Origin of the sequence: Haloarcula mannanilytica, assembly GCF_005406125.1 — an archaeon.
Taxonomy (GTDB): Archaea; Halobacteriota; Halobacteria; order Halobacteriales; family Haloarculaceae; genus Haloarcula; species Haloarcula mannanilytica.
This window is the reverse complement of sequence record NZ_BIXZ01000013.1, coordinates 13,672-38,148: the sequence shown is the minus strand read 5'-3', so window position 1 is coordinate 38,148 and position 24,477 is coordinate 13,672. Positions and strand designations below refer to the sequence as shown.

The following is a 24,477-nucleotide window of genomic DNA, read 5'->3' as shown; positions in this document are numbered from 1 at the left end:
ATCAGTCCATGTAGTCAACTGGTGTTGGATTGGTCTGTTCCTCAGCACTACCGTTAACAGCGGCTGCCTCCGGCTGTGCCTGCTCAAGTGCCACAGACACAGCGTCCACCAACTCGTCTTCGCTCAGTCCGTCCAGCACGCGTTCAGCCTTCTCAGGCGACAGTCCGTGATTGGTGAGCTCCTGTTGGACTGCTCTCGAGTGGACAAACTCTTCGAATTCAGTAACAGTCGGGTCACCCTCAGCGACAACATCGTCAAACGCGTCCTCTGCGTCGGCGTCGAGGTCAATGATCTGTTTTTCCTCCCAGGAGGTTTTGATCGTCAGCGGGTAGTCGCCATGCTCGTCGACGCGGACCAGCGCTTGCGAGTAGCCCTGTCCGTCGCCCAGTGACTCCTTCCCGGCTTCGGCGTGCTGGATGTAGGACTGTTGTTCGCTGGTCAGTCCAGCACTTTTCGCAGTCTCATCGCCCATTTCTGGCTCACGGTGATGGACCTTGATCGGACACATCCCCGCGATTTCTTCGGCTGCACCCTTGTCCTCGAACTCCGACAGCGTCTGGGACAGCATAACCAGACGTAGTCCGGCGTGGCGCTGGTGGCGGGCGATCTGATTCAGCGACTCCAAGTTCGCGTCGTCGTTGAACAGGTAGTGGGCTTCGTCGATGATGATTTCGACCTTCTGCTCCATATTTTTCGCCTGCTGGTACAGCGTCGACAGCAGCAACTGCATGATGAACGACTGCTTGCCGAGGCCACTACCCGAGCCTTCGACCTGCTGGAGGTCCAGATAGACGGCTTTGCTGCTGTCGTCGATCAGCCGCAGGTCCGACTCTTTTGAGAGATTGCCGAACGTACTCCCCGGTCGGAACGGATGCAACGCAATCGAGAGTTCGTTCGCGTACTGCTGGATTTTCTCTTGGGAGGACTCCGTCGTCGCACCGGGGAACATTCCCGGATCTTCCTGGAGGCGGTCGACCACTTCGAGGAAGTCACTCAGGTCGGGCGAGTTCGCCGGCGTATGCGTTGACGGGTCGGCTGGGTCGATATCGGACTCAGCAAATATCGTGTCGATGAGGAACGTAATGAGCCCGCTGTGCATCTCCAGATCAACATCCCGCGATTGGAGGAAGTTTTCGATGACGCCGTACACTTCGTCTTTCTTCGCTGAGACTGGTTGCATATCCGGGGACTGTTCAAGTACATGCTCCGGCGTCGGGTGCATCTCACACGGATTCAGGGGCGTCTCACCGCTGATTGTGATCGTCTTTGCATCCAGCATCTGCGCGCTGCCGTGCATGTCCCCGACCGGGTCGATGTAGATCTGCTTGACGTCCGACCGCTTTTTCAGCATCCGCATCGCCCGAGCCTGTGTTCCGTGTGTCTTTCCGCCGCCGGGCATCCCGGTCACCAGCTCTGAGTGGCCGGTTTCGAGTGCCCATGGGTCAATCAACAGCGAAGATTCGTTGTGCCCGTGCAGCCCGTATTCGATGCCATGGTCCATCCGGAGGTAGTTCGACGAGAACGGGAACAGCGAGCCCAGCGCCTCCCCGGTCATCGAGGACAGTCGGTTCTGGCCGAGTTCGTTGGCCCCGATCGGCGAGACAGTCACCAGTCCGGCTTCCTGCCGGCGGGTCGTTCGCTTGACGCCGCAGTTCGACGGCGAGTCCCGCAACAACGTTTCGAGCCGGTTGGTCTGTTTCCGGAGGTCTTCTTCGGTCTCTGCGGTCAGGCGGATGAACACGCCAACGCGGAACAACGACGTGTGGTTCCGGCGGACCATCTGCCGGATATACTTCGCTTGGTTGACCTCCTGTTCGATGTCCTCCGCTTCAAGCTCTCCCATGTCCGACTGCAGCATCTTCAGCGACGAGATCCACTCTTTCATCACTGACACGGCTGCGTCAGGGTCGTAGGGGTCAATGTATATTGAGACATCAACGGCAAGGTCCGTATCCAGCAGCAGTTGTTCTAGCATCCCGCTGGTCGGATGCTCTGGATACGTCTCGATCCAAAAGCACCGCGTGAACGTCTCCTGATCAATGAGCGCGTGGTCGGCTTCCCAATCGATATCTGTCGGCGCGACCAGCGATCGATGGTTCTCGCCCGGCCTGTGCAACTGGGAGACGAAATCGGTCTCATCGGCCTCATAATCAGATCCTCCAACGTCGTCAGTCTCTATGCCCTCTGCAGCGTCGTGGGAGGCAGCCCCTTTGCCGTGCTTGATGAGTTCTCGGGCGGAGTACGTCACTGGTGAGAGCGACGCTGCTTCCGCATAGTCGCGTTCCGACCGCGTTTCACAGGCCCAGTAGTCTTCAGTCAGGTTTGCCACTTCGTGTGGGCTGACCGACCGGCTGCGACACCGGTACATATTGCTGACTGCCCTGTCGACGGTCCCAAGCCGGTCGTGGAGTTTCTTGGCCTTGAACTCCTCTCGCTCGGCGTCAGTCAGCGTATCGCTATCGAACCGACCAAACAACCGTCCAAGAGCGGGTATCCCAGCCAGATAGTCCGCGATGGAGTCATCGGTCATCTGGAGGTCGTGGATGTCGTCGTCGGTCACCCAGACGACGATGTAGTACTTGCGCTGGAGTTCGGTTTCCGCGTCAATGTCGTCCTCATCGTCAGTGTAGCGGTTGACCCACTCCAACAGGACTCCACGGAAGATTGGGTGACTCTTCGCGTCGGGATCTTCGAGGCGGTCAATGTGGGACTGGATGTGGGACTCATTATCGACTTCGGCCGTCGTGACGTGGAGCTTCGCGCGTCCAGTCAGCGACTCCGACAGCCGCGTGAGCGACTTGACCGCCTTGCGCCACTTCTCGTCGTCTTGCAACGCCATATTGGCAGGTTCGACTTCGACTGCCCCAACGTACGCCCCGTCAACGCGCTCGATGCCGTGGGGCATGATCCGCTCAAGTCGCGTGACCTGCCGAGCATCCTGATTGCCCGCACCGTGGGTGTAGCGCCGCTTTTTCACGAGCCAGAATAGCTTGACTCGTAGCCACTCCGTGAGCCGATAATGGTCCGGTCGGACTTTGTGGAGAATGTAGAGGATCACTTCAGCGAGCGCCGTCAGAGCCAGCGTTGGGAAGAACAGCGCCGCTGGAACGAACGGCATCCCCATGGCGATGAGGAAGCCAAACGGCGGAATGAGGAACAAGATGAGTTCCCCAAGCGTGTAGTCCCCCCAGAAGTTGGTCGTATCTCCGAGAGATTCGTGAATGATGTTCGTGTTGTAGTCGTCTTGATTGTCAGCCATTAGTCGTCCTCCGCGTCGTCTGTGTCTGTTCCCGGCATTCCATCTCGATACACGTCCGGTCCGAGTTTGTCAGCGTCACTCGCAAACACGTCTGCAAGCGAGTCAAACGTCTCAGAGTCCTCTGTTTCGGCCTCCAAACTCCCGTTTTCTGAGAAGTCTTCGTCGGAGAACGGCGGATCGACATCGGAGTCATACACTCTGGTATCGCCAGTGTTGCGCTTGGTTTGGCGCTCACTCATCGACTCGTTGTCGGCCCCACTGGAGGTGCTAGAAGGCGAACTTCCGTTGCTGGAATTTGTGAACTTGCTGTTAAGCGCACTTCCAGCAGGAGCTCCGCTGGACCCACCGCCACTACTGTTGGAGGGTGACGAGGAGCTGCCAGAGCCACCAGACCCGCCGGAGCCGCCGGACCCACTGCCGCCGGTAGGAGGCGAAGCGGACCCGCCTGAACCGCCTGAGCCGCCACCAGAGCCGTTGGTACTGTTCCCACCGCTACCGGGACCGGATCCGATGGTGCCACTGTTACTGGAACTGTGTTTCATGCCAGCGGGGTTGGCTGCCATCTGGCGATGGACCATCTGGGCACCCGTGGCAGCGCCACCAATCCGTCCTTTCGCGGCGCTTGAGGCAGCTCGAATCGTGCCACCCGTCGCCATTGCTGCGCCGGGGCCACCGACCACTCCAGCGCCGGCTGTGGCCGCTGCACCAGTAGCCGCCGCTCCGATCTTTACCGGCTTTTTGCCGCCGGCAAGGACCTGCTCGCTCACCTGAATTGCAACGCGGCTACTCCGCTGGATGAGGACTTTCTGGGACTTTGCCGCCAGGTACAGCGTGACGAGGCTGATGAACAGCGACAGGTCAGAAGCCAGTCCCCAGTTTGTCGCTTCGAAGCTCATGCGGATCAAGATCGCAGGCGGGATGCCCGCAGCAAGGACGCCGGGATACGCACCGGCGACCTGTTTCGCCAGTCCCGAAAAGCGATTGAGTGGCCAGACTTCCACTGCCCAGAACGTCGCGACTAGCGGCATCGACAGCGTGAGCAGGAAGACCAAAATCCACCGGGCGATGAAGATGAACGCCGCCTTGAGGTAGACGTACAGCCCTACCACGATGAGGACAGCGAATATCCCCAGACTGAGCGAAGCGATCTCCTCAACTGAGCTAATCAGGGCAGCAGCCTCTGCCTCGGTGTGTCCCGAAGCATAGATCTGACGACCAATAGCATCGAAAAACTGGGTCCCCAGTGAAGCTACTGGAAGCCAGAAGAACAGCGAAAGAAATGCAACCCCAAGCCGACGTAGGAGTTTCTTCCGGACAACTGGATTCATCGACCCATATCTAAGTCCAATCATTGCCAAGACAGAAAACTGAATACCGATCGCTAACCCAACGATTGAGTCGAAGTATATATTCGAGATCAGCGAGTCCCACGGGGCGTTAGTTGCAGATTCAAACGCGATGTCCACAGGGGCTGACGAGCTGGGCCCTTCAGGAGAGGGTGTTCCTACCATCGGATCAATAAGCCACTCGAAAAACCCCTCCAAATACTCAGTTATGTCCGATCTGAGTTCATTAAGGAAGCTACTGATACCGGACGAGATTGCCGACGAGAGTTCCTCAATCACCCTCTCGACAAGTTCCTGAACGACTTGTTCACCAATTCCCGCTTGCATTACTACGTCTCCATCTCCGTTTCTGCTGAGGTTGCAGTGATTTCTTCTGGCTCGCCAACTAGAGATTTTTTACACCCCTTTGAGTTATCGTAGCTGATCGTTTGGGTGAGTATAACCGGGTCACTCCAAAGGAATTCAACTCTTAATTCCTCAGCTCTCTCGGTTGTTTCTTCAACTGTTACGCAATTAGCCACTCGATCATTAAGTAGGAATGTGAATTCGACAACACCGGTTTCGCCGGGCTTTACCGGAGCAAACGGATCACTGTCTTTGTTTTCTCCATTGACAATCGTCCGAACTGCTGCGCCAGTTCGTTGTCCCACATTCCGAACAATCACTCCTAAACTATCGTCACGAATCTCTTCATGCTCGGTCCCAGGGACGACTTCGTCAAGTTTGAACGAAGTGCCCAGTTCGAGTGGGAGTTCAGTTTCGACATCATCCCCACGGAGATAGAGCTTGTGCTGTCCCCGTGGCAATGGCTCATGTGAGTCTTCTCCCTCTGTTAGCGAGAGGCGTGTCCTGGTCTCGCCAGGACTGAAATAGTCACTGGAGAACTCCCGACCGGACTCTGTGATGATACTGACCGATGAAGGGTTGATCTCATCAGTCACAGCTACCTCCAGAGCCAATTGGCGGCCGTTCTCCACAACCCCAATCGATGTCTCTTCGATGTATTCGGACTGCTCTTCGGGCGGGCCGGCGTTCCCGCCGCCTTCACCGCTGTCAGCAGCCAGCCCACTGCATCCTGCAAGGGCAGCAAGACTCCCGCTCAAGAGTCCAAGCACTGTTCTACGGTCGATACTGCTATTTCGTGGTATAGTCTTGTGTGTCATGGATTATACCAACCGATGAATTTGCCTCTCGTCCACACGTCGTAGCCATACAGCGCCAGCACAGCCGGCAACAGTGTCAGGAGCGTCACCACAGCAAGGTCGATGAACTCTGCAAGGTCTGGGAGATTGAGTTCATATGCGACCCGCTGTTGGGTGTCCCGGACTGGGACAGCACGCCCTTGCTCCCACCAGATCTGATTCGGGCTGTACGTGACTATCGCTGAGGAAACCTCGCCCTGGTCAACGGTCACTGCAATCTCGTCCGTACCAGAGAACGATCGTTCGACCCTATCCTGTCCGGTCGCAACCGTGACGTTCCCCGCTGCAATCGGGAACCCAGATTTTGGTTTGACCCGAACCAGCAGGTCCGTCGAGTTGTCGGTCGAGTTGACGACCTCGGAGGTGATGTTGACCTCCCGAATTGGCGTCGGGTTCGTCGAGTCCGTTGGCTGCTCGATGCTGTTCCCACGGACCAGTCCGTGAATCATGAAGGTCTCCGTTCGGAGCGGTTCCGCGCTCCGAATCGTGAACCGATCCGCTCTCGTGAACGACTCCGAGCGATTAATCCGAATCTCTGGTGGGAGCGTAGCCCTGTTGGTCCCGTTGGCGGTCGTGTTCCCCGTCGCGTTCATCGGATACGTTGCTTCGAGCGACGGCACGAACTGCCAACCGTCCGAACTCTCGTTTTGCACGCGGTTGACCGTGACTTCTGGCCCTTCCGTAACCCGGACAGCGTGGGTCTCCAGCGGTCGCACTGGCGTCGCCGTGTTCTCTGACCAGTTTTCCCAGCCGGGCGGTGAGCGAGTGTAGAACCGCCACTGACTCTGAACCTCGTATCCGGCATCAAAGCGTACGCGCTGCCAACTGCCAGGAATTTCGGTCCCAATCCGATAGTCGTCGGTCTTGGTCCCTCTGCCATTCGGGACGACGCCAGGTTCGACGACCACCTCCCGTTCGGACAGGTTTTCGACGTGGACCGTGCGTGAGTCCGTGACTGTGAGCCCGTACTCGTCGATGTCGTCATCGTCGATCTCCGTGAGATTCGTTGAGATTGTCGTGACCAGTCGGAGCTCAGTGGTCCCGGTGATGTTCGTGTAGTCCAGCGTGGGCTGAGCAGCGGTGCTGTTGTCCATTTCGGTTCCGTTGGCGTACAGCGTCGTTTTTGTCGACGTGTTCAGGACCCGGAAGTCGTCCTCGAAGACCTCCGAGAGGACTAACCGGTAGTCATGGATTGCACGGACGGTCCCGTTCGGACGGACGAGCCGCTTTGTTCCTGATGGTCGATGGACAACCGTCGACGGTTCGATGCTGAAAAACGCGACGTAGGCGTCACGAATCCAGAGTCCAGAGCGAGTGTTGGTAACGTTGACTGGTCGCGAGGAATTCTCGATCCCAGTCCGGAACGAATCGTGTTCAGGCCGGTTCCACAGCGTCAGATTCGAGGGCGCACGAGAAGGCATGTCTCCCGTGCATGAGGGCAGGACGGCTAGCGTGCCGTTCTCGGCATCTGATCGGTCGGCCCGTGTCTGGTCTGGGTGGTCCTGGTCGCCAGACCACAGCGCACGGAAGTAGGTGTGATTGTGGTTGTACGACCTGTTCGGTGGCACGACCCCTGCCGTTGCGTTGTCCCCGACAGACGCGTTCGCTGGTGGATTCGAGGCGTTCTCGTAGCACGAGACTTTTGCGCTGAGATTCTGTCGTCTCGACCCTACGTCGACGGATCTGTTCAATTCTGTCTGGTTCGTCGCTGACTCCGGGTCAACGGACTCTTTATCGCTGGTTTCGTTGGCTTCCGTCCCGTTATCTGGTGGATCTTGGACACTGGACTCGTTGTTGTCAATGTCGTTCGCTTGTGGTCTCTCCCCGCTGGAGCTATTCCGTGCAGTGGCGTTTTGTTGGAATACCCCCACACCACCGTGACTCCCGTGGGTGAGAGAATGTGCCGTCCCCCGCTCAATCTGGGCCGGACCACTGAGAGTGGCAGACGTAGGCCCCGCAGCTGCGGCTGTCGAGAACAGCGAGCAGAGGGCTGCGACCAGCAGCAGTGAGCGGAGGGTTGGCATCGTGTGCTTAGAATGGCGTCACGCAGTCCGAGAAGCCAAAGCCAACGTTGTCCCCGAACTTCGTGATGAGTTCTGGAGCCACGATTGCCAGCACAACGACGCCGAGGCCAACGAGCGAGAGGATGAGGTCCCGCCGGGCCTCGTTTTGCTGATTCGGGTTCCCCGACGCACGCATGTACGACAGACCGCTACGGCCGACGAACACCATTGTCGCCGGGAGTCCGAGACCGGCCAGTGCCCCAAAGACGACATCAACGCCGTCTTCGACAGCAGTGTCACAGTAGATGTCCCCCACGTCAGTCTGGCCCATTGCAGTGCCAGAGAACACCACTACGACAAGCAACAGTTGGGCACTCCGTCTTACAGCGGGAGTACACCATACCTTGGCAAGTCGCCGTTTTGCGTGAGTACGTAGCGTCGTTCGTGAATTCGATGCGTTCTGTCCGTGTGTTATGTTGCTCATGGATGTGTCTAATTGGAGTGTTTGTACTGGCTGATCGAGCGCAGTCAGACTTCTATTACCTTGAAATTCTATTATTTATCTATATTATACCTTGATCTAACTCTTCAGATTATTCTGATAACTCAGTGAAGAAAAAACTTATGAGATGATTGTCGGGAAATTCTATCCCAGACGTTGCAGTGGTCAAGAAAGATGTGATACGTCCACATACGGTAATTGTGGAATTCGTAATGAACAGCGGTCCTTGGAAGATTTCGCGTGAGCCCGTACTCAGATACGTGCTATTGTCGACGGATCGAACCGGAAGTACTTGTACCGCGGCTAGGAATTACTGATATGACGAGTGAGGACGAGCCGGTCCAGTACCATACATTGAATAAACCGGCTGACCTCCGTGCTTCCCTTGACGAAACCGGAATTGAATATCTCGATGTTGATGCTTACAAGACGATCGTCATCTATCAAAGTGCTGTTCTCGTTGTTATTGCTACTGACGGACATGCGACAGAGGCAACGGCGTTTACTGTCGAACTTTGGGAGCCGCCTGCAGACGGGATTGAACGGGAGGCAGATGACCTTCTTACTACCTTCATCGACAGAGTGGTTCCAGCAGACACAACATCTCAGTGATCCAGGCAGTACCGGATTCCGACGAGGACATTTCGCCTGTGACGAGTATGCGCCTCGTGACTGCGGTGCTTGCGCCGTCGCCGACGCGCCACGCCGACTTTTACGGGAGCGTCGGTTCTGCCCGACTCACGTGATCCCATATCGGAGTCGGTCATCTCGGGGGCCGCTACAGTTCTGTGTGTGATGTAGCCGCGGTGGGGCCTAGAACACTCTAGGCGTGCAACCTCAAGGAACATCTCGTCACGACGCCAGCAAAGCGATCCCAAACACTCTTTACTGTTTCACTGTAAACTGTAATCAAGAACGACTCGTGTCACGCACCTCAAATCGCGCCGACGGCGACGTCATTCGCGACTTTCTCTCAGTCGCGGACTTGCTGGAGGAACCACAGCTGGCCCAGCTGTACGCCTACCTCGCTCGGGAGGATGAGGCCACCGTCCAGGACGTAATGGACGATCTCGACCTCGCACAGGGAACGGCCTACAACTACGTCAACCGGCTTGTCGATGCCGGCGTCGTTGCGGTCAGCGACGACGAGCAGCCCCGGCGGTACGCCACCCGGGAGATCGACCTGACCGTGACGACGGCCGCCGGCAACCGCGAGTACACGATCACGCCGGCGCTCATCGACGCCGTCGGCCGCCGTGAGACGGACGCCGACATCGATACCTACATCGACCGCCACGGCGTCGCCGGCCTCGCGACCGCGCTCACCTACGCCGTCGCCCGCGAACGCGGCGAAGTGACCCACCGGCTGATGGCCGACGACCTCGATATCTCCCCGCTGGCCGCGGAGATGATCCTCCAGGCGCTCCGGCCCGTCGTCCACGAGCACTACGACATCGAGGCGGCAGGGGCGTCGCTCGACGAGTTGGACATGGACGGCGGCGACGCAGCTGACGACGCGTGAGCGCGCTCCACATCGCCGACATCGGCCTGTTCGTCGCGATGGGGCAGCCCTCGAACAGCCGCTATCAGGCCGTTCGGCGGTTCGCTCGCCGAAACAACATCACCTTCGTCCTGCCCGAACGGGTGTACGAGGAGCTGACCGTCGACGACCCCGACGTCGAGGACGTGCCAGTCGACGCCGCGATCGACGAGGGATGGGCGACGGTGGCGGCGCCGCTCGAGTTCTCCGAGCCCATCGTTTCGCGTGTGATGGACGGCGTCCAGCGGTACATCGCGAACGCCGATGACCGGCCCGCGGACGAGGTCGAACGGGCGGACGCCGCACTTGCGGCCCTTGCTGCTCATGAGCTCAGCGCGGGGGCGGTGATGGAGGTGTACATCTATACAACGGATATCGCGGCCGGCGAAGGCGCTGAAACCGTGCTCGCGAGCGAGGGGTACGGTGACTCGGTGACGTTCGTGAACGGCTTCCGATTCATCGAGGAGCTGCGTTCGACCGGTCACTAACGGGTACTGAGCTTCGACGACCGTCCACGACATCTCGAAAGCCCTCGGCCGCTCGACGTCCCGCGACCGCCGCTGCGCGCCTCGTCCCTGCGGTGCTTGCGGGGTCGGGGGACGGCCGAGACGGCCTCGCCCTTTCTGAGTCCGCCAGGAGTGTAGATGGCCCACCGAGCGATGTTGTCAGCTGGACAGGTGCGTACGTGACGGCCCGCCCCGCTCGCCGCTGCCGCCCTCCGCGTCGCTCGCGACCGACCATTCCGGGCGGTCTGCCTGCAGTAGCGGGCGGACTGCCGGGCTAAAATGCATGTGCCCTCGGCGCCAGCGGGTATCCCCGTCGGTTGCGCCCCTTGCGGGCTTTCGCGTTCCAGCGCTTGGTGCCGCCTGCGCTGTCGCGCGCCTCATGGCGGCGCGCGTTCTCGGCGACAGTCGCCCTGGACACGAACCCGCCCATCGGGCCGGACACGAGCGGGCATATCCCGCTGGCCGCTCGCTCCGGGCGGGTCGGCGCGCGGTGCTGGATGGTCGTCCGCCTCGGGCGCGCAGATGGTTCTGTCGGTCGTTGTCGTCGGAAAACCGCGATGTAAGGGCATCGCGGTGTCGGCGCGTGAGCGCCTTCGGAATCTGGTGAGATTCCAATGTCTAGTAACAACGCAAGCGGAAAGGTCGTTACAGTGGATGAACAGGCATTCGAGAACGCGGGCGGTCAGGCGGTCGATGAAGACGGCTTCCCGGTCGTCGACGAGACGCCGGAGTTCGAGGCGACGGTCAAGCAGGAGACGCAGGCGAAGATGGATGCGAACCACCCGGACGGGATCGCGGACACGAGCGAGGACCGGATTCACGGTGTCACCCTCGAACAGGAAGAGCGCATTCGGGCGCGGGAAGCCGAACTGGAGCGCATCAGTGCCCAGGCCGAGCTGGGAACGCAGGACGGTCGGGAGCAGCGCACTCGAGAGGTCGCCGCGCAAAGGAGCACGAAGCGCCGGCAGAAGTTCCAGAAACGTGCCGCGAGCGTGGATCCGATGGCTGACCCCGAACGGGATGATCCCCGAGCGGAGCTCTCCCAGAATGAACTGGCGACGGTAAACACGGAGGCAGACCGACTCACGACGCGGTTGGATGGTTGGTCGCGTGCGGCGATCAGTCGACGGCTGGCCGAAGCGGTCGTCGAGGGCACGGATATGACGAGTGCGGTCGTGCGGGTGTTCGAGGAGTTGCAGACAGCTCCGGGGGGCACCGTACCCATCGACGCCCTCGAGGACGTCGATCGCAAAGATGTGAGTGTTGAAGGTCAAATCGAGGTGCTTTGGGATAGTAACTCGCCAGCCATCGCTCAAGTTGGCCTCATCGCGGACGAGAGCGGGCAAACCAAGGTGACGATCTGGGAGAAATCGAATGCCCCCTGGATCGAAGAAGGCGAACAGGTGCGTATCCACGGAGCGGCGAAAAATTGGTACGAAGGACGCGTCTCACTGGCCGTGACAGGGTGGAGCACCATCCACTTCCCGGAGCGCGGCCGCTGGTGGGAAGCATAGCCAGTCGGAGCAGCCTCCTTTTTTGCTGTGTGCCGGACCGGCCCAGGCCCCACCTCCCCACCCTCCGCTCCGTGCTCGCTCCTACCGTCGCTGCGCGCGCAGCCACGACCTCACGCACCGATCCAACATTTATCCGGGAAACCGCGGGAAGGAATGCGCGACCCGATCGGGTTTATCAAGCCCCAGAGGGGTGCGGGCGCAACAGCATCGCGCCCTTGAATTAACTATGTGCAACGATCCGCATGAGTACGTTTGTGAATTCTGTGGGGAAGACTTCGAAACAGGCAGCAAGAAAGCCGGACACATCTCGTGGTATCACCGCGATGATCGCCAAGAAGAGGACTTGATAACCGAACTCCAACGACTTGCCACCGAGAAAGAGCGCCCGCCGGAAATGAGTGAGATGGACACGGAGGGAGAGTACTCGCGAAGTACCTATCTCAGCCACTTCGGAACGTGGAATGACGCCCTGCAGGCAGCTGATCTCGAGGTCAAACGCCCCACAAACGTCCCGGAAGACCGGATTATCGAAGCAATCCAGGCGCTCGCCGACCAACTCGGGCATCCACCAACGGTTGACGAGATGAACAACCACGGGAAGTACTCGCGGAAAACTGCCAGCAAGCGGTTTGGCAGCTGGAACGATGCTCTACGGAGTGCCGGGTTCGAACCACACAACGAAGAAATCCCACGAGAGGATCTTCTTGCAGAGATTCATCGACTCACAGAGGAGCTCGGTCACGTCCCAGCCATTGCTGATTTAGACGAACACGGCCAATACTCGATCAAGGGCTATCTTCGGGAGTTCGGTGGGTGGGATGCAGCAATCACGACGGCAGGCTACGAGCCACATACCCCGTATTGTGGCTCTGACCATCCGCGATGGGTCGGTGGCAAAGAGCGGGACCGCTTGTGGTATGGGCCAAAATGGAGTCAGCAGCGTGAACGAGCGGTACAACGAGATGGGTTCGAGTGCCAACGACCGAACTGTGACCACACCCGGGAAAGCCACCGAAACCAGTACGGACGCGACCTCCACGTACACCATATTGTCCCGCTGCGGTCATTCAGAGACGAAACCGATGAAATCGACTACGAGCAAGCGAATGCACTCGATAATCTATAGTAACCGTTAGAATTTTTCACTCAGAGAATCTTGCAGTAGATAATGAATCATCTCGACGAGATCTCCGTCGAAGAACTGCAAGCCACCCTCGACAACGTGGACGGTAAGAAGCCGACACAACGGCTCTTAGCGGCAATCGCGTACAAAAACGGTGTTTCGCAAACCGAGTTAGCTGAGTGGTACGACGTTCAGCGGCGGACGATCTACAGCTGGCTCAAGCGACTCGACACCGACGAGTCGCTTGAGCAGGCCGTATCTGATGATAAACGAACTGGGAGAAAACGAAAACTCTCAGAAACACAGCAAGAGATATTTGAAGAAACCGTTCACAAACCACCCAGCGAGGTCGGGATCGACGCGCCGGCGTGGACGCCGGCGCTCGCCCAGCAGTATCTCGCGGACGCCTTCGACGTGGAGTACTCAATCCCAAGCTGTCGGCGGTTGCTCAAAGAAGCGGGATTGAGCTATCAAAAACCACGCCGTTCAGCCGCCGAAGCTGACGAAGACGACCAAGAGAAGTTTTACGACGACCTCAAAAAAAGCGGCGGGAGATGGACGCCACCGTAGTCTGTATCGATCAAACCAAGACATCCGTACAAGTCGAGCCGCGTGCCGCGTGGTTTCCGCGCGGCACGCGGCCGGCTGTCGAACTCTCTGGCCAACGCGACTGGACGTGTCTGCTGGGCGCGATCACCGAGGACGGTGATCGCTTTTTCTCCCGATTCACCGAGTACGTCACCGCTGACCACGCGAAACATTTCATTTTAGCATTATGCGAAGAATTCGAAAATGACTTGATCGTCGTCCTCGATGGAGCATCATATTTCCAGGCGTCGGCCGTCACGGACCTGGCGGCCCGTGACGACCTCGACTTCGTGACGTTACCGCCGTATTCGCCGGAGTTGAATCCTGTAGAGGAATGCTGGAGACAGCTTCAAGCGTCTCTTAGTAACCGCTTCTTTGACTCACTCGACGAGCTGACGACAGCGATTGATACAGCTCTCAACCAACTCTCAATCCCAAAAGTGAGCAACTATTTCTAATCAATACTATAGTACTACAGCAACGTTCAGCTCAAACCCGCGTCGGTCTGTATTCCCGCTGGTTCTGGGGTAGCGAATAATGGTGTCTTCTCCGACGGTCCTTGATTCCTCCTGTGTCTTGCTTGTCGGGACGAGCGAGTGGCTCACGCAATTCAAAACAACGCTCAATACCCGGACTGATGCGACTGTCCAACGGGTTGAGACCAAATCAGAGGCGCTCGAGGTTTTCCAAACGGACTCCAAGGACTGTATTATCACTGCGTACACGCTTGGGGAAACGACTGGACTTGATCTGCTCAGGGGGCTGTGTTGAATCACTAGACGGCGTCGGGATAGGTCGCTAAATCAAAGGAGTTGAAGCGGGAGGCTGCGAGTGTCTATGACGCAAATCTCCCGCTTCACTGGGGAAGTTGTGCCGGTTGCTCAAAGAGTTACTGGCGATGGAGACGAATCCGCCGCCCCGGAAGGCGGCGGATTCGCCGACTACGCGCTCGTTTCCCTGCATTGTCTCCGGATTTACCTCGACACGTCCTACCGGATGACGATTGACCTGCTGAAGGAGATGCCCCAAATAACCGGGGAGATCGGCCTCAGCGCGGCCGATCTCCCCTCGCCATCCACCTTGTGTAAAGCATTCGACCGAATCAGTATGGCGTCTGCCGAGTGCTACTGCGCCAGTCGGCGCAGTTGCACGATCCCTCAAAACACGGAGCCATCGACGCCACATTCTACGAACGCTCAGCTGCGAGCCGCCACTACTGCCAGCGAACAAGCTACCGCGTGCAGAAGCTAAAAGTCGCGAAACTCGTCGATACAGACTCGCAAGCCGTCCTTGACGTTCACTGCTCGACGAACCGAGAAGGAAGCGACGCAGACCTCGCCGAGCAGATCGCCCGCCGGAATGCGGGCGATCTGCGGTCTCTCGCCGCCGATAAGGGGTATGACAAGCAAGCACTGCGCGAATCCCTTCGGAACCTCGGGATTCGCCCGCTGATCAAACACCGCATCTTCGCACCCTACGACCACGCGCACAACGCGCGAATCGACCAAGAACGCTACAATCAGCGTTCGATGACCGAGACCGTGAACTCGGCTGTGAAGCGCTCGCTCGGCTTCGCCGTGCGAGCGCGGTCCTGGTTTCGTGAGTTCCGAGAAATCGCCCTGATGTGTGTCGTCTACAACATCAAACGCTTCGTCAAACAGTGAATTCTACCGCCTTATGGCGATTCAACACAGCCGTAGAACGTGTCCAGTATTGCTACCGACAGCTCTCCCTGAGACATTCAGACCGGGGACAAGACACTGTGTAGTAGATGAAACTGGAGTGATCCAGAGAGAGTTCGAACGCAAACGGTATGTCGGTCCTCGTAGAGGCACAGGTATGCGAACAGACGAGCGACTCGATATCGGAGTAATCGGGCTCGGGACGTACGGACAGTACCGAGCCGACATTCTCGATGACTTCGGCCACCGAATGTACGGTTCAGACACGGATCTCGACAGGGACCAAGACGTAGTCTCTGATTTCGAAGGGGGACTGTACGATACCCCCAGTTCCCTGTACGAACAGGACATCGATGCAGTCGTCATCGCGACACCAAACAAGTTCCACGAGCCTATCGCGGTAGATGCGATGGAGCGGGGACTCGACGTATTCATCGAAAAACCACTGGCACATACGATGGAAAGTGCCTCACGAATCGCAGAGACAGCGAAGGAGACCGGAAGGATCTGCATGGTCGGATTCCAAAGCCGATTCCTGAATGTCTGTAACATTCTCAAGTGGTATATCGACGAAGGGCATTTCGGAGACATCAATCACGTCCAGGCGACCTACACCCGCCGACGCGGCGTCCCGGGACGCGGCTCGTGGTTCACCTCGAAAGAGATTGCTGGCGGTGGCGCGGTAATCGATATCGGGATCCACGTCTTCGATCTCCTGTGTTATTTTCTTGACTCACCGACTGTCTCGACTGTCACCTCGTCGACGCGCTCTGATTTCGGCCATCGCGAATCATACGCATATCTCGATATGTGGGGCGAAGACGACGACGCGAAAATGTTCAACGTCGAAGACGCAGCATCGGGATTTATCGAGTTCGAGAACGGGTGTACAGCAGCGATAGAAATAGCGTGGGCTACGAACGTCGAACCCGAACACGCCTACTATATCCACGGGACTGAGATGGGAGCGCACCTCGACATTACAGATATCGTTGAGAGCGAGGCGGATGTCGTTCAGATGCTCGATTTTTATCGAGCGGAGACGGGCGGCGCCGACCACTTCCTCGATACGACGGTTACGACCAATCGGAACGATCCGTACCGCGATCAGATGGCGATGTTCGCCGACGCCGTCGCGACGGGTGTCGCTCCAACAGTCAATACGATCACGCAGGCACTCGATACACAGCGCCTCGTCCACCGTATCTACGAACAGAATGACCTGACAGAACCACTTTGATAAAAGAACCCACGCAAGCGTTTCACAGTATCAAATACCCGATCGGGATCCATAACACACGTACAGATGTTATCGAAGCCGGTTCAGTCAGTCGGTTCCCGGGACCGCACCGTACTGGTATGGATCGTCGCGCAGTCACTGCGTCACGCTGTCAGTAGTACGACTCGTTTGCCGTGTCTGGGAACAGGTGTTTCCCACACGTCAGGACCGGAAATGTTTGATCATCGGAAACGCACCGCTGACCCCCTTCCGTCGATCTATGCGCATGTGGAACGAATCCAATCGACGCGTCAGTCGGAGCGGAGACCGCGACAGCCTCGTCGCGGTTGCCGAGCAAGAATGCTGTACCGAACACGCCCCCGAACGTCTTTGCCACGCCGTTTCCGGTGCACGTGCTGTCGTGTGGGCTCACTACTGACGGGGGCAGGTGTCTTCAGCCGAATTACGCCAGTAGGGAGCGGAACGCCAGCAGTGAAGCACTCAGCTCCCGACCGCGTGAGCTACGTCTCCGACGGTGGAAGCGACAGTTCCTCGAGTTCGGCGATGCACTCCAGCATCGCACGACCGTTGTGATAGGCGGCCTTGTACTCCGCACCTTTTCGACCGAGAGGCTCCAAATCGTCCGCAATGCCGGAGTGCCACTCGCCGACGTCCCAGTCGATCTGGTGGTCCACGATGAACGAAACCGTTTCCTCGAATACCTCACGATACGTCTCGTCGCCTGTGTGGGCGTACATCTTCAGCGCACTGGTGACACACTCGGCTTGAACCCACCACGCCTTGATTCGGTTCGTTGCCGGCTCACCGAACGGTCCGTAGAAATAGAACCCACCGTGCTCGGAGTCGTATCCGTATTCGAGCGAGTACTCGAACAGGTCCCTGTAGAGGTCTGTGAACAACGACTGCGACAGGTCTAACGCTTCGGCTGCTTCCATCGTCAGCCAGATGTTCTCCAGATCGTGACCGTACGAGGCGATGCGGAAGTCCTCGTCGTCGAGTTTCGGTGTCCAGTCGGGTTCGTACTTGTCGCTGCAAGCCGTCAGGCCGTGTCGTACGACCGTGCAGGTCAGGATGTGAAGCAGTTCCTGCAAGCGGGTACCGCTTCGCTCTGTCCCGATCGCTTCGTGGAAGGTGGTGAACGCCTCCAGGAGGTGGAGATGGGTGTTCATTAGTTTCAGCGAGGGATCCAACACGTCGTCGCCGGACTCCTTTGGCGACCAGTCCGGTTCGATGTTCGCTAAATAGGTCTGCCCCTCCGTTATCGGCGTCCAGTCCGCTTCGAAATACTCGGTGTAACCGCCGCGTGTGTGATCCTTTGCCTCGGTTTCCAGTAGGTCGAACAGTTCGACCGCGAGATCGCGGGCCCCCTCGACGCCCGTAGCACGATAGTACTCAGAGAGTGCGTAGAGCCCGAACGACTGGCCGTACATGTGTTTGTTCGGCTTGGACGTCGTTCCGTCACGCTCGACCTCCCAGTAGAATCCACCGTGTTCGTCGTCCCACATCTCGTCGCGCAGGAACTCGTACCCCAGGTCCGCCGCCTCGCGGTATTCCCCATCGCCGTACCCTTCACGGTCGAGCCGAGCCGAGAGCCAGACCATTCGAGACTGACTGACGATCATCTTGTGGTCTTGTCCATTGAACTCGCCGTCCTCGTCGTATCCGAGGACGTACCCGCCGTGGTCCTCGTCGAGACAACGAGGATACCAGAACTCGAGGATGGTGTCACTCAGGACCTCCCGTAGTTTCGGGAGATACGACTCTGCTAACGAGGTGGCTGACTTGCTCATGAGATACATCGCTACAAAGCCAACGATAGTATATAATATTTCCCCCATCGGTGGAGGCGAGAGCTGTGTTCTGCATTGCGAACTGGAACGAGTTGGTGTCACGCCGTTCCGCTCATCCGCAGATGATACGTGGCAAATCACCGCGGACCAACCGGGGGCGAACGTGAGGGAACCATACAGGGCAGTGAATCGGGGCCGTGGATTGAATCGCCTGGCGACCGTCTACGACTGAGGGCTACCGACGCTTATTCGATCACGACAGCGTCGATATCGTAGTAACCCCATCCCTTTTCGATGGTGATCGTATTGCTTCCCTCGTCGAAGGCATACGTCCCGACGCTGGTCTTCGTGAAGGTGGACGATTGCGGGAGTGTGACCTGCCCCTTCGAGCTCCCGTTGATGTAGAGATTCGCTTCTTTCGTATCGTACTCGGAGGCGTACCGGATCGTGACTGTCCGGTCACCGCTGGCCGCGGCATTGAAGTCCATCGTCACTGAGTCGCCAGCGCTGTCGAATCCAGTGACATACGCGTCGCCCCAGTATCCCGAGCGTGTCGTGCCTGTGGATACACCGTCATGAGAGTGGTACTCCGCGTTCAGGTACTTCGTCTCCGTGTCGCCGCCATCACCCTCATCTGAGCCGAGTTTACTGTATATCGTCTCGAAGTAGGCCGTCTTTGAGTAGGAGGTCGCACTACACTGGTCTCCCCAGTACGGCGAGGTCATGTTCATCGGTTCAGACGACCCGTCTCCGTTCCATGCCCAGCCGAGGACGGGCCATCCCAGCGACTTGGCGTGATCGACGAGCGCGGACCAATCGGCCTGTCCGTCCCGCTTGCTACCGAACTCGCCGATCATACACGGATACTCACTGTTGTCGTCCAGGTACTCGAGGTCCTGTACGTCCAGCCAGTCGCCGTCGACAGAGTTGTAGGCGCTGGGATAGATGTGCGCTGAGAAGACGATATTGTCGTCGGCGATCGACGACGACGCATCGGCCGCGATATCCGTTTCCTGGCCGTATCCCGAGAGATCACAGACTATTGGTCCTGTGTAACTCGTGTTACTGCGAACGGTGCTCAGCGCGTCGTTATACGCGTTGGCGTACTCGCTCGCCGTCGTATCGTGACTGCCCCACTCGTTGTGGAGGTTGACGACGAATGAGGAGTTCGCCGAGAGATAGCTGTAGTTGTCTGCCCACCAGTTCGCGGCGTCGTATAGCGCCTGTGGGTCACCGGACCCGTTGTTAGGGTAGTGGTGACAGGTGGCGATTACCTGATAGCCGTTGGCATTGGCCTCGTCGATCCACCGCCTGGCGTCCGAGAGCGTCGCGCTCGTCTCTCCCCACGACGGGGGTTCGATCTCGATTCGGACTGTCGAGATCTCGGAGTGATCGTTCATCAGGTCCCAGCCCAAGTCCTGATCGCCGTCGCAAAAGTACGTGGGCTGGAGGTTCACGCCGTCGCCGAACGAAGCACCCGTCGCGGCGACAGGCGACGTACTGGCAAGACCGCCGAGTCCGAAAACTGTACTCACTGCTGTCGATTTGAGTAGGCTTCTCCGTGTTACCATAGGTATCCCGCACCTGATCGGTATGGTGGTGTGATAATAAATCCACACCATGAATGATCGATATTTTGCTCGTGGAGACAGTCAGGGTGGAACTTCACGATCCGCTAGGCCCCACGTAGTCGTACACAGTCTAGTGCTATCTGAGACCGTCAGTCGGGGCTATAGTAGCCATTGAACGTCAGTGCACACCCGATCGCACGACAGCAGTGCGATCGGTATGTAAATCGTTTCAATTGTTACTATAGTGATAGAATCGGCAGATTCGTCTACGGTTACGGTACGTGGTGTTTCGATGGAGACGCCGTCGGCATACTCGGTAGCGATAGTGAGGTCGTACTCTTTTGCCGCTGCCTGTTTCGGGGGGCGTACTATCCGGTCCGCCCCAGCGGATGAAGAAGTCCTCTTTCAGCAAGTCCCGAAAGACGTACCCGTAATTGGATGGGATTGGCGGGTACACCGCCAGCGACGAAACGACACCGCCCCCAACGAAAAGGAGATGTTTAAAATGGATGGACGATGATTGACGAAGTGATGACGGCTTACAACGTTGCAGTCGTCGGTACAGGCCCTGACCCGTCGAACCCATCAGTCGAAGGCTTCGCGATGGGGTATCGTCACGCCGAAGCGTTTCTCGCTGACGAGCGATGCGAACTGGTCGCGTGTGCAGATATCGTCCCGGAAAACGGTGCGGCCTTTGCTAACGCCTTCGACCTTCCACAGGACCGCGTATTCGAGGACTACGCCGAGCTGCTCGAGGAAGTGGCTCCGGACGTGGTAAGCGTCGCCGTGCCTCCACAGGTCCACGAGGAAGTCGTCGTCGGCTGTGCACGCGGCGGCGTCGAGGCCATCCACTGCGAGAAGCCGATGGCCCATACGTGGGCTAGCGCACAGCGGATGGCACAGGTATGTTGGCGGCATGGCGTACAGCTGACGTTCAACCGACAACGCCGGTTCGCTCGACCATTCACCAGGGCGAAGGAGTTGCTCGACGACGGCGAGATCGGCGAGCTTCGGCGGGTCGAAATCGGCTGGGGAGATTTCTATGACACCGGCGCGCATACGGTCGACCTCGCCGGAATGTTCAACGACGATATCGCCGCCGAGTGGGTACTCGCGGGCCTTGATTACCGCGAGAAGGACGTTCGGTTCGGGAGCCATCAAGAGAACCAGATGTGGGCGCAGTGGCGCTACGAAAACGGCGTCTACGGCGTCGCCTCGACCGGCGAGGGAAGCGACTTCGTGGACGCCGCGCTAACCCTCAACGGAACCGCCGGGACGATACGTATCGACGAAGCAGACGGTCCGATGCTGTCCGTGAACCGGGGTCCCGACTCGCGACAGGTCGATGTCGACGGCGAGACGATGCACGGGACGGGCACGGAAAGTGAGGATCGCTACGGGTCACACTTCCACGACCGTGCAGTCGAAGCGCTCCTCGACGGGGTCGAAACGGAAACGGAACCACGCATTAGCGCTCGAATCGGCCTGAACACTGCCGAGATACTGTTCGCGGGCTACGAGTCCGTCCGAAAACGAGGCCGTGTGGAACTCCCGCTCACCGTCACGGACAACCCACTCGAAGGAATGGTCGAGACGGGCAGCTTGACACCCTCGGAGTGAGAGTGAGTCCAAACTGTTATAAGACGAGCCGGTCCACACAGAGTCGCATGACGAAACTTGGCTTCCAGCTGTACAGTCTCAACGCTATCGACGATACACTACCGACCGTTCTCGAACGAGTCAGTGAGACACCGTTTGAGGGCGTCGAATTCGCCGGGATCAACGGTGGCACCGTCGATCAAGCCCGAAGGGCACTCGAGCGAACGGGGCTCCAGTCGGCGGGTGCACACGTCGGGCTGGACGAAATTGAAGTCGACCCAGAGGGGATGGCCACCACGTATCGGCGACTGGGGTGTGAACACGTCGCTGTACCGTGGCTCGATCCGGAACACTTCGAGAGTCGCGACCGCGTCGCGGAGGTCGCCCAGCGGCTTGACGATGCCGCCGAGAGACTCTCAAACCACGGGATCACTCTGCACTACCACAATCACGATCAAGAGTTTACCGGCCTCGACGACGGCCCGGCTGTCGAGACGCTGCGTGACCTGACCGAAACCGTTCGATTCCAGGTAGACGTCGGATGGGCCGGTGCAGCAGGCTACGACCCGCTTCGGATACTGGAAACCTTCGGCGACCGAATCGAAATCGTCCACCTCAAAGACTTCGATGAGAGCGCTGGTGAGACCGTAACCGTCGGTGAAGGAGATTTAGATCTCGATAAACTCGCAGCGGCCGTCCACGACCTCGACCTCGAGTGGCTCATCTACGAGGCAGAGGGCGAGCCAAACAGCTACGACACGCTCACGCACGCCGCGTCGGTCGTTGCGAACTACTACTGACCGCGGTTCGGTTCACGTAGTCACCATCGTCGTGAACCCATCGAACCGGAGTGCGACCTTCTGGGCGATATCGCCAAATATCGCTTTCCCAGTCGGCGAGCGTGATGCACCGACGACGAAGACGTGGTCACAGCCCTGCTCGTTCGCTGTGTCGAGAATCCGCTCTCCCCGAGTTTCCGCATTGTCGACGGAGACTGCGATATGAACGTCAATGCCGGTCTCAGCTATCAGCGGTTCTGCGAACGATTTCGCGTCCGCTGCTGCCCCTTCGACGACCGACGAGTGGTCGTAATCGACATTTTCGACGCGTCCGATAGATTCCAGTTGCTCGACATCGGCGTCGTATTCCTCCTCGTCGAGATGCCAGAGTAAGACGAGGTCGGCACCAGTTCCGTCAGCGTAACTCACTGCTTCTTCGAGCAGTGCTCGATGCGTACTAGTCTCTCTCAGGCTCACTAATCCGCGATTCACATCGTGCTTGTCGTCGGGTCGCCACATAAGTGTATTGGCACTCTCGAAATGTCAGGAAAGCGACTATCGCAGCTCTTTCGCGTTCCCCTTCGCATCCCAGATTTCACGCAGTACGCGAGCGAGCGCTGCCGTTCGCTCCGGAACGTCCTCGTTGTCGCCCTCCATCGACGCGTCTACCACTGGCTCGGCGAAGGGCTCCGTGAGCGGGAACCCATCAATCACGTCTGCCACCTCGAACTGATATTTCCCGCCCGAATCTGCCTGAGACCACGCCGTAGCAGCGGCCTCGTCGGTGTAGGTGATCGTATACGTCTCCCCACCGAGAGCTCTGTGCAAGTCGGTCAGGGTACCGACATCGATACGAGAGCCGTCGTCGACGAGCGAAACCGTCTCACCGTCGACAGCGATCCTCACTGACTCCGTAGCCATACCAGCTAGTTCGATTCTACACATATCAAGGTATTCTTCCCTCGATACCCGACCGTTCCCGCAGGGCCAGTGGCTACTATCGGTACACCGTCCTCGCTACGGAGGTGACCGGTACGTATATCGGGCTTGAAAACCGTGTACAACATATGACCGAGAGTACGGCGCTTGCCTCACTCGATCCCGAGATGGTTCGCCCTGAAGCGGTCGACCGTGACGCCCTCGGTGAGGCGCTCAGTGCGACCAAGAACCGTCGCCGGACCCATGCGGCGAAGCTCACGGCCACGTTAGCCGCGAAGGATCCGTCCTTCGTCGAACCGTTGGTTCCGACAATCGCCTCCGTGCTCGGCGACGAGCGCGTTGTCGTAAACCGTGAACTCTCGTCTGCGCTCGCATCCATCGCTGCCGAGTCCGCGGACTCGGTGACACCGGCCATTGCGCCCCTTCTCGAGTTGTTGTCCGATGACGTCCCGCTCGTCAGGTCGGTCGCCGCGATACCGGTTCGAGCGCTCGCTGTCGAGGACCCCACACTGTTCGTCGGTCACGCCGACCAGCTGCTCGATGTGGTCGAACGGGACGTCTCGGACCCGACGGCCGGCTTCGACGCGGCCCCACTCGAAGATCCCGAGGTGTTCGAACTGCACCAGAGTATCTCGCAAGACGAGGAGCGTCGGCAATTCGTCGCGCGAACAGTTGCGGCGATGGTCCTGGAGGAGGTTACTGCTATCGAGCCCGAATCGGTCGCCGAGCACGTCGACCCACTACTCTCGCTACTGAACGACGACGACGCTGCCGTCGTTGGGGCAGTAGCGAACTGCATCGCGTCCCTCACACGGGCAGACGTCGCTGGCGTCAGCGACGCGGCCACCGCTCTCAGCGACCAACTCTTGACATGGGAACACGACGACGCGATCCGTGCACAACTACTGCGTGCGCTCGGATACGTGGGGGACAGCGAAGCTATACCTGCCGTCCGAACTGTCGCGACGGACGAAGACGCACCACCGGAACTCCGAACCCTCGCCGCTGAGACCGAAGACTGGCTCCGCGAGCAGTCCGAGTAGTCTACTCTTTCCTGCCGCGCGTTTCGCGACGGATACACCCGACGTAGAGCACCCCGACGACGCTGCCGAAAAGAAGAATCAAGACGAGATTGACGACGGCGATAACGAACGATCCGGTGCCCGGTGTGCCAAAGAGGAGTGTCAGGAATGTCAGCAGCAGCATGAAGACGAGGAACGTGAGCACGAGCCGCAAGAGCCCCTCGTAGTCGCATATCACTGACCAGAATTTCTCGATATTGACCATGCGTTAT

Annotated in this window: 21 protein-coding genes and 1 pseudogene; 11 read left to right on the top strand and 11 right to left on the bottom strand. The window is 58.5% G+C overall.

The features are described from left to right. Nucleotide 1 precedes the first annotated feature (1 nt). From Harman_RS19605 to Harman_RS19585, 5 genes are read right to left on the bottom strand one after another with little or no spacing between them, the layout of a single operon-like run. On the bottom strand, nt 2–3,259 hold the full coding sequence (locus tag Harman_RS19605; RefSeq protein WP_137685380.1) for a VirB4 family type IV secretion system protein: 3,258 nt from the start codon (nt 3,257–3,259) through the stop codon (nt 2–4). Further along, nucleotides 3,259–4,932, bottom strand: coding sequence for a hypothetical protein (locus tag Harman_RS19600; protein WP_137685379.1), 1,674 nt, complete (start codon nt 4,930–4,932; stop codon nt 3,259–3,261). The genes Harman_RS19605 and Harman_RS19600 overlap by 1 nt, the downstream gene beginning before the upstream one ends. A gap of 2 nt (nt 4,933–4,934) precedes the next feature. Continuing rightward, complete coding sequence (locus Harman_RS19595; RefSeq protein WP_137685378.1) at nt 4,935–5,768, bottom strand: hypothetical protein; 834 nt, start codon at nt 5,766–5,768, stop codon at nt 4,935–4,937. Continuing rightward, nucleotides 5,765–7,831 carry a hypothetical protein gene (locus Harman_RS19590; RefSeq protein WP_137685377.1) on the bottom strand — a complete coding sequence of 689 codons (2,067 nt, stop codon included), beginning with the start codon at nt 7,829–7,831 and terminating at the stop codon, nt 5,765–5,767. The genes Harman_RS19595 and Harman_RS19590 overlap by 4 nt, the downstream gene beginning before the upstream one ends. 7 nt (nt 7,832–7,838) lie before the next feature. Further along, nucleotides 7,839–8,294 carry a pilin gene (locus Harman_RS19585; protein WP_137685376.1) on the bottom strand — a complete coding sequence of 152 codons (456 nt, stop codon included), beginning with the start codon at nt 8,292–8,294 and terminating at the stop codon, nt 7,839–7,841. Nucleotides 8,295–8,630: 336 nt separating this feature from the next. Here Harman_RS19585 and Harman_RS19580 point away from each other — a divergent pair, with 336 nt between their 5' ends. The 3 genes from Harman_RS19580 to Harman_RS19570 all read left to right on the top strand — a co-directional run bounded on the left by Harman_RS19580 (nt 8,631) and on the right by Harman_RS19570 (nt 10,340). Then, the gene (locus Harman_RS19580; protein ID WP_137685375.1) at nt 8,631–8,924 is read left to right on the top strand and encodes a hypothetical protein; all 294 of its coding nucleotides are present in this window, start codon (nt 8,631–8,633) and stop codon (nt 8,922–8,924) included. Between the two features lie 310 nt (nt 8,925–9,234). Further along, complete coding sequence (locus Harman_RS19575) at nt 9,235–9,834, top strand: DUF7437 domain-containing protein (protein WP_137685374.1); 600 nt, start codon at nt 9,235–9,237, stop codon at nt 9,832–9,834. Further along, nucleotides 9,831–10,340 carry a hypothetical protein gene (locus Harman_RS19570; RefSeq protein ID WP_137685373.1) on the top strand — a complete coding sequence of 170 codons (510 nt, stop codon included), beginning with the start codon at nt 9,831–9,833 and terminating at the stop codon, nt 10,338–10,340. The genes Harman_RS19575 and Harman_RS19570 overlap by 4 nt, the downstream gene beginning before the upstream one ends. 177 nt (nt 10,341–10,517) lie before the next feature. On the opposite strand, the gene Harman_RS22035 is transcribed toward Harman_RS19570, so the two are convergent. Then, nucleotides 10,518–10,643: a hypothetical protein gene (locus Harman_RS22035; protein WP_268812816.1), complete on the bottom strand. Its 126-nt coding sequence runs from the start codon at nt 10,641–10,643 to the stop codon at nt 10,518–10,520. A gap of 329 nt (nt 10,644–10,972) precedes the next feature. Here Harman_RS22035 and Harman_RS19555 point away from each other — a divergent pair, with 329 nt between their 5' ends. From Harman_RS19555 to Harman_RS19530, 5 genes and pseudogenes are all read left to right on the top strand, one after another. Further along, a complete protein-coding gene (locus Harman_RS19555) occupies nt 10,973–11,872 on the top strand; it encodes a replication factor A (protein WP_137685372.1) in 900 nt (299 codons plus the stop codon). A 226-nt stretch (nt 11,873–12,098) separates the two neighbouring features. Continuing rightward, nucleotides 12,099–12,998, top strand: a complete 900-nt coding sequence (locus Harman_RS19550) for a homing endonuclease associated repeat-containing protein (protein ID WP_268812815.1) — start codon at nt 12,099–12,101, stop codon at nt 12,996–12,998. Between the two features lie 42 nt (nt 12,999–13,040). Beyond that, nucleotides 13,041–14,041, top strand: a protein-coding gene (locus Harman_RS19545; protein ID WP_137685371.1) for an IS630 family transposase whose coding sequence is annotated in 2 segments (ribosomal slippage) — nt 13,041–13,533 and nt 13,533–14,041 — 1,002 coding nt in all. Because the reading frame shifts where the segments join, the coding sequence is not laid out codon by codon here. 379 nt (nt 14,042–14,420) lie between these two features. After that, nucleotides 14,421–15,247 (top strand): annotated as a pseudogene (locus Harman_RS19535) (IS5 family transposase). A 175-nt stretch (nt 15,248–15,422) separates the two neighbouring features. Continuing rightward, nucleotides 15,423–16,505 (top strand): Gfo/Idh/MocA family protein, encoded by a 1,083-nt coding sequence (locus Harman_RS19530; protein ID WP_137685370.1) that lies wholly within the window; start codon nt 15,423–15,425, stop codon nt 16,503–16,505. A gap of 500 nt (nt 16,506–17,005) precedes the next feature. On the opposite strand, the gene Harman_RS19525 is transcribed toward Harman_RS19530, so the two are convergent. Together Harman_RS19525 and Harman_RS19520 are read right to left on the bottom strand one after the other, a co-directional pair. Then, nucleotides 17,006–18,295, bottom strand: a complete 1,290-nt coding sequence (locus Harman_RS19525; RefSeq protein ID WP_137685369.1) for an AGE family epimerase/isomerase — start codon at nt 18,293–18,295, stop codon at nt 17,006–17,008. A 245-nt stretch (nt 18,296–18,540) separates the two neighbouring features. Continuing rightward, nucleotides 18,541–19,866 (bottom strand): CBM35 domain-containing protein, encoded by a 1,326-nt coding sequence (locus Harman_RS19520; protein WP_137685368.1) that lies wholly within the window; start codon nt 19,864–19,866, stop codon nt 18,541–18,543. Between the two features lie 531 nt (nt 19,867–20,397). On the opposite strand from Harman_RS19520, the gene Harman_RS19515 reads away from it, so the two are divergent. After that, nucleotides 20,398–21,486: a Gfo/Idh/MocA family protein gene (locus Harman_RS19515; RefSeq protein ID WP_137685367.1), complete on the top strand. Its 1,089-nt coding sequence runs from the start codon at nt 20,398–20,400 to the stop codon at nt 21,484–21,486. A 47-nt stretch (nt 21,487–21,533) separates the two neighbouring features. Then, nucleotides 21,534–22,265, top strand: a complete 732-nt coding sequence (locus Harman_RS19510; protein ID WP_137685366.1) for a sugar phosphate isomerase/epimerase family protein — start codon at nt 21,534–21,536, stop codon at nt 22,263–22,265. A gap of 12 nt (nt 22,266–22,277) precedes the next feature. On the opposite strand, the gene Harman_RS19505 is transcribed toward Harman_RS19510, so the two are convergent. Together Harman_RS19505 and Harman_RS19500 are read right to left on the bottom strand one after the other, a co-directional pair. Beyond that, nucleotides 22,278–22,736, bottom strand: a complete 459-nt coding sequence (locus Harman_RS19505; RefSeq protein ID WP_160140717.1) for a universal stress protein — start codon at nt 22,734–22,736, stop codon at nt 22,278–22,280. Between the two features lie 63 nt (nt 22,737–22,799). Continuing rightward, nucleotides 22,800–23,165, bottom strand: coding sequence for a hypothetical protein (locus Harman_RS19500; protein ID WP_137685364.1), 366 nt, complete (start codon nt 23,163–23,165; stop codon nt 22,800–22,802). 146 nt (nt 23,166–23,311) lie between these two features. On the opposite strand from Harman_RS19500, the gene Harman_RS19495 reads away from it, so the two are divergent. Then, nucleotides 23,312–24,226 carry a HEAT repeat domain-containing protein gene (locus Harman_RS19495; RefSeq protein ID WP_137685363.1) on the top strand — a complete coding sequence of 305 codons (915 nt, stop codon included), beginning with the start codon at nt 23,312–23,314 and terminating at the stop codon, nt 24,224–24,226. 1 nt (nt 24,227) lies between these two features. On the opposite strand, the gene Harman_RS19490 is transcribed toward Harman_RS19495, so the two are convergent. After that, nucleotides 24,228–24,470 carry a hypothetical protein gene (locus Harman_RS19490; protein WP_137685362.1) on the bottom strand — a complete coding sequence of 81 codons (243 nt, stop codon included), beginning with the start codon at nt 24,468–24,470 and terminating at the stop codon, nt 24,228–24,230. Between the last annotated feature and the right edge of the window lie 7 nt (nt 24,471–24,477).

Bases quoted from the DNA above. Each gene is read 5' to 3' on its own strand.
- Harman_RS19605 (WP_137685380.1), bottom strand. From the start codon at position 3,259: ATGGCTGACAATCAAGACGACTACAACACGAACATCATTCACGAATCT.
- Harman_RS19490 (WP_137685362.1), bottom strand. From the start codon at position 24,470: ATGGTCAATATCGAGAAATTCTGGTCAGTGATATGCGACTACGAGGGG.
- Harman_RS19555 (WP_137685372.1), top strand. From the start codon at position 10,973: ATGTCTAGTAACAACGCAAGCGGAAAGGTCGTTACAGTGGATGAACAG.
- Harman_RS19525 (WP_137685369.1), bottom strand. From the start codon at position 18,295: ATGAGCAAGTCAGCCACCTCGTTAGCAGAGTCGTATCTCCCGAAACTA.
- Harman_RS19590 (WP_137685377.1), bottom strand. From the start codon at position 7,831: ATGCCAACCCTCCGCTCACTGCTGCTGGTCGCAGCCCTCTGCTCGCTG.
- Harman_RS19595 (WP_137685378.1), bottom strand. From the start codon at position 5,768: ATGACACACAAGACTATACCACGAAATAGCAGTATCGACCGTAGAACA.
- Harman_RS19530 (WP_137685370.1), top strand. From the start codon at position 15,423: ATGCGAACAGACGAGCGACTCGATATCGGAGTAATCGGGCTCGGGACG.
- Harman_RS19495 (WP_137685363.1), top strand. From the start codon at position 23,312: ATGACCGAGAGTACGGCGCTTGCCTCACTCGATCCCGAGATGGTTCGC.
- Harman_RS19550 (WP_268812815.1), top strand. From the start codon at position 12,099: ATGTGCAACGATCCGCATGAGTACGTTTGTGAATTCTGTGGGGAAGAC.
- Harman_RS19510 (WP_137685366.1), top strand. From the start codon at position 21,534: ATGACGAAACTTGGCTTCCAGCTGTACAGTCTCAACGCTATCGACGAT.
- Harman_RS19515 (WP_137685367.1), top strand. From the start codon at position 20,398: ATGACGGCTTACAACGTTGCAGTCGTCGGTACAGGCCCTGACCCGTCG.
- Harman_RS19520 (WP_137685368.1), bottom strand. From the start codon at position 19,866: ATGGTAACACGGAGAAGCCTACTCAAATCGACAGCAGTGAGTACAGTT.
- Harman_RS19600 (WP_137685379.1), bottom strand. From the start codon at position 4,932: ATGCAAGCGGGAATTGGTGAACAAGTCGTTCAGGAACTTGTCGAGAGG.
- Harman_RS19580 (WP_137685375.1), top strand. From the start codon at position 8,631: ATGACGAGTGAGGACGAGCCGGTCCAGTACCATACATTGAATAAACCG.
- Harman_RS19585 (WP_137685376.1), bottom strand. From the start codon at position 8,294: ATGAGCAACATAACACACGGACAGAACGCATCGAATTCACGAACGACG.
- Harman_RS22035 (WP_268812816.1), bottom strand. From the start codon at position 10,643: ATGCATTTTAGCCCGGCAGTCCGCCCGCTACTGCAGGCAGACCGCCCG.
- Harman_RS19500 (WP_137685364.1), bottom strand. From the start codon at position 23,165: ATGGCTACGGAGTCAGTGAGGATCGCTGTCGACGGTGAGACGGTTTCG.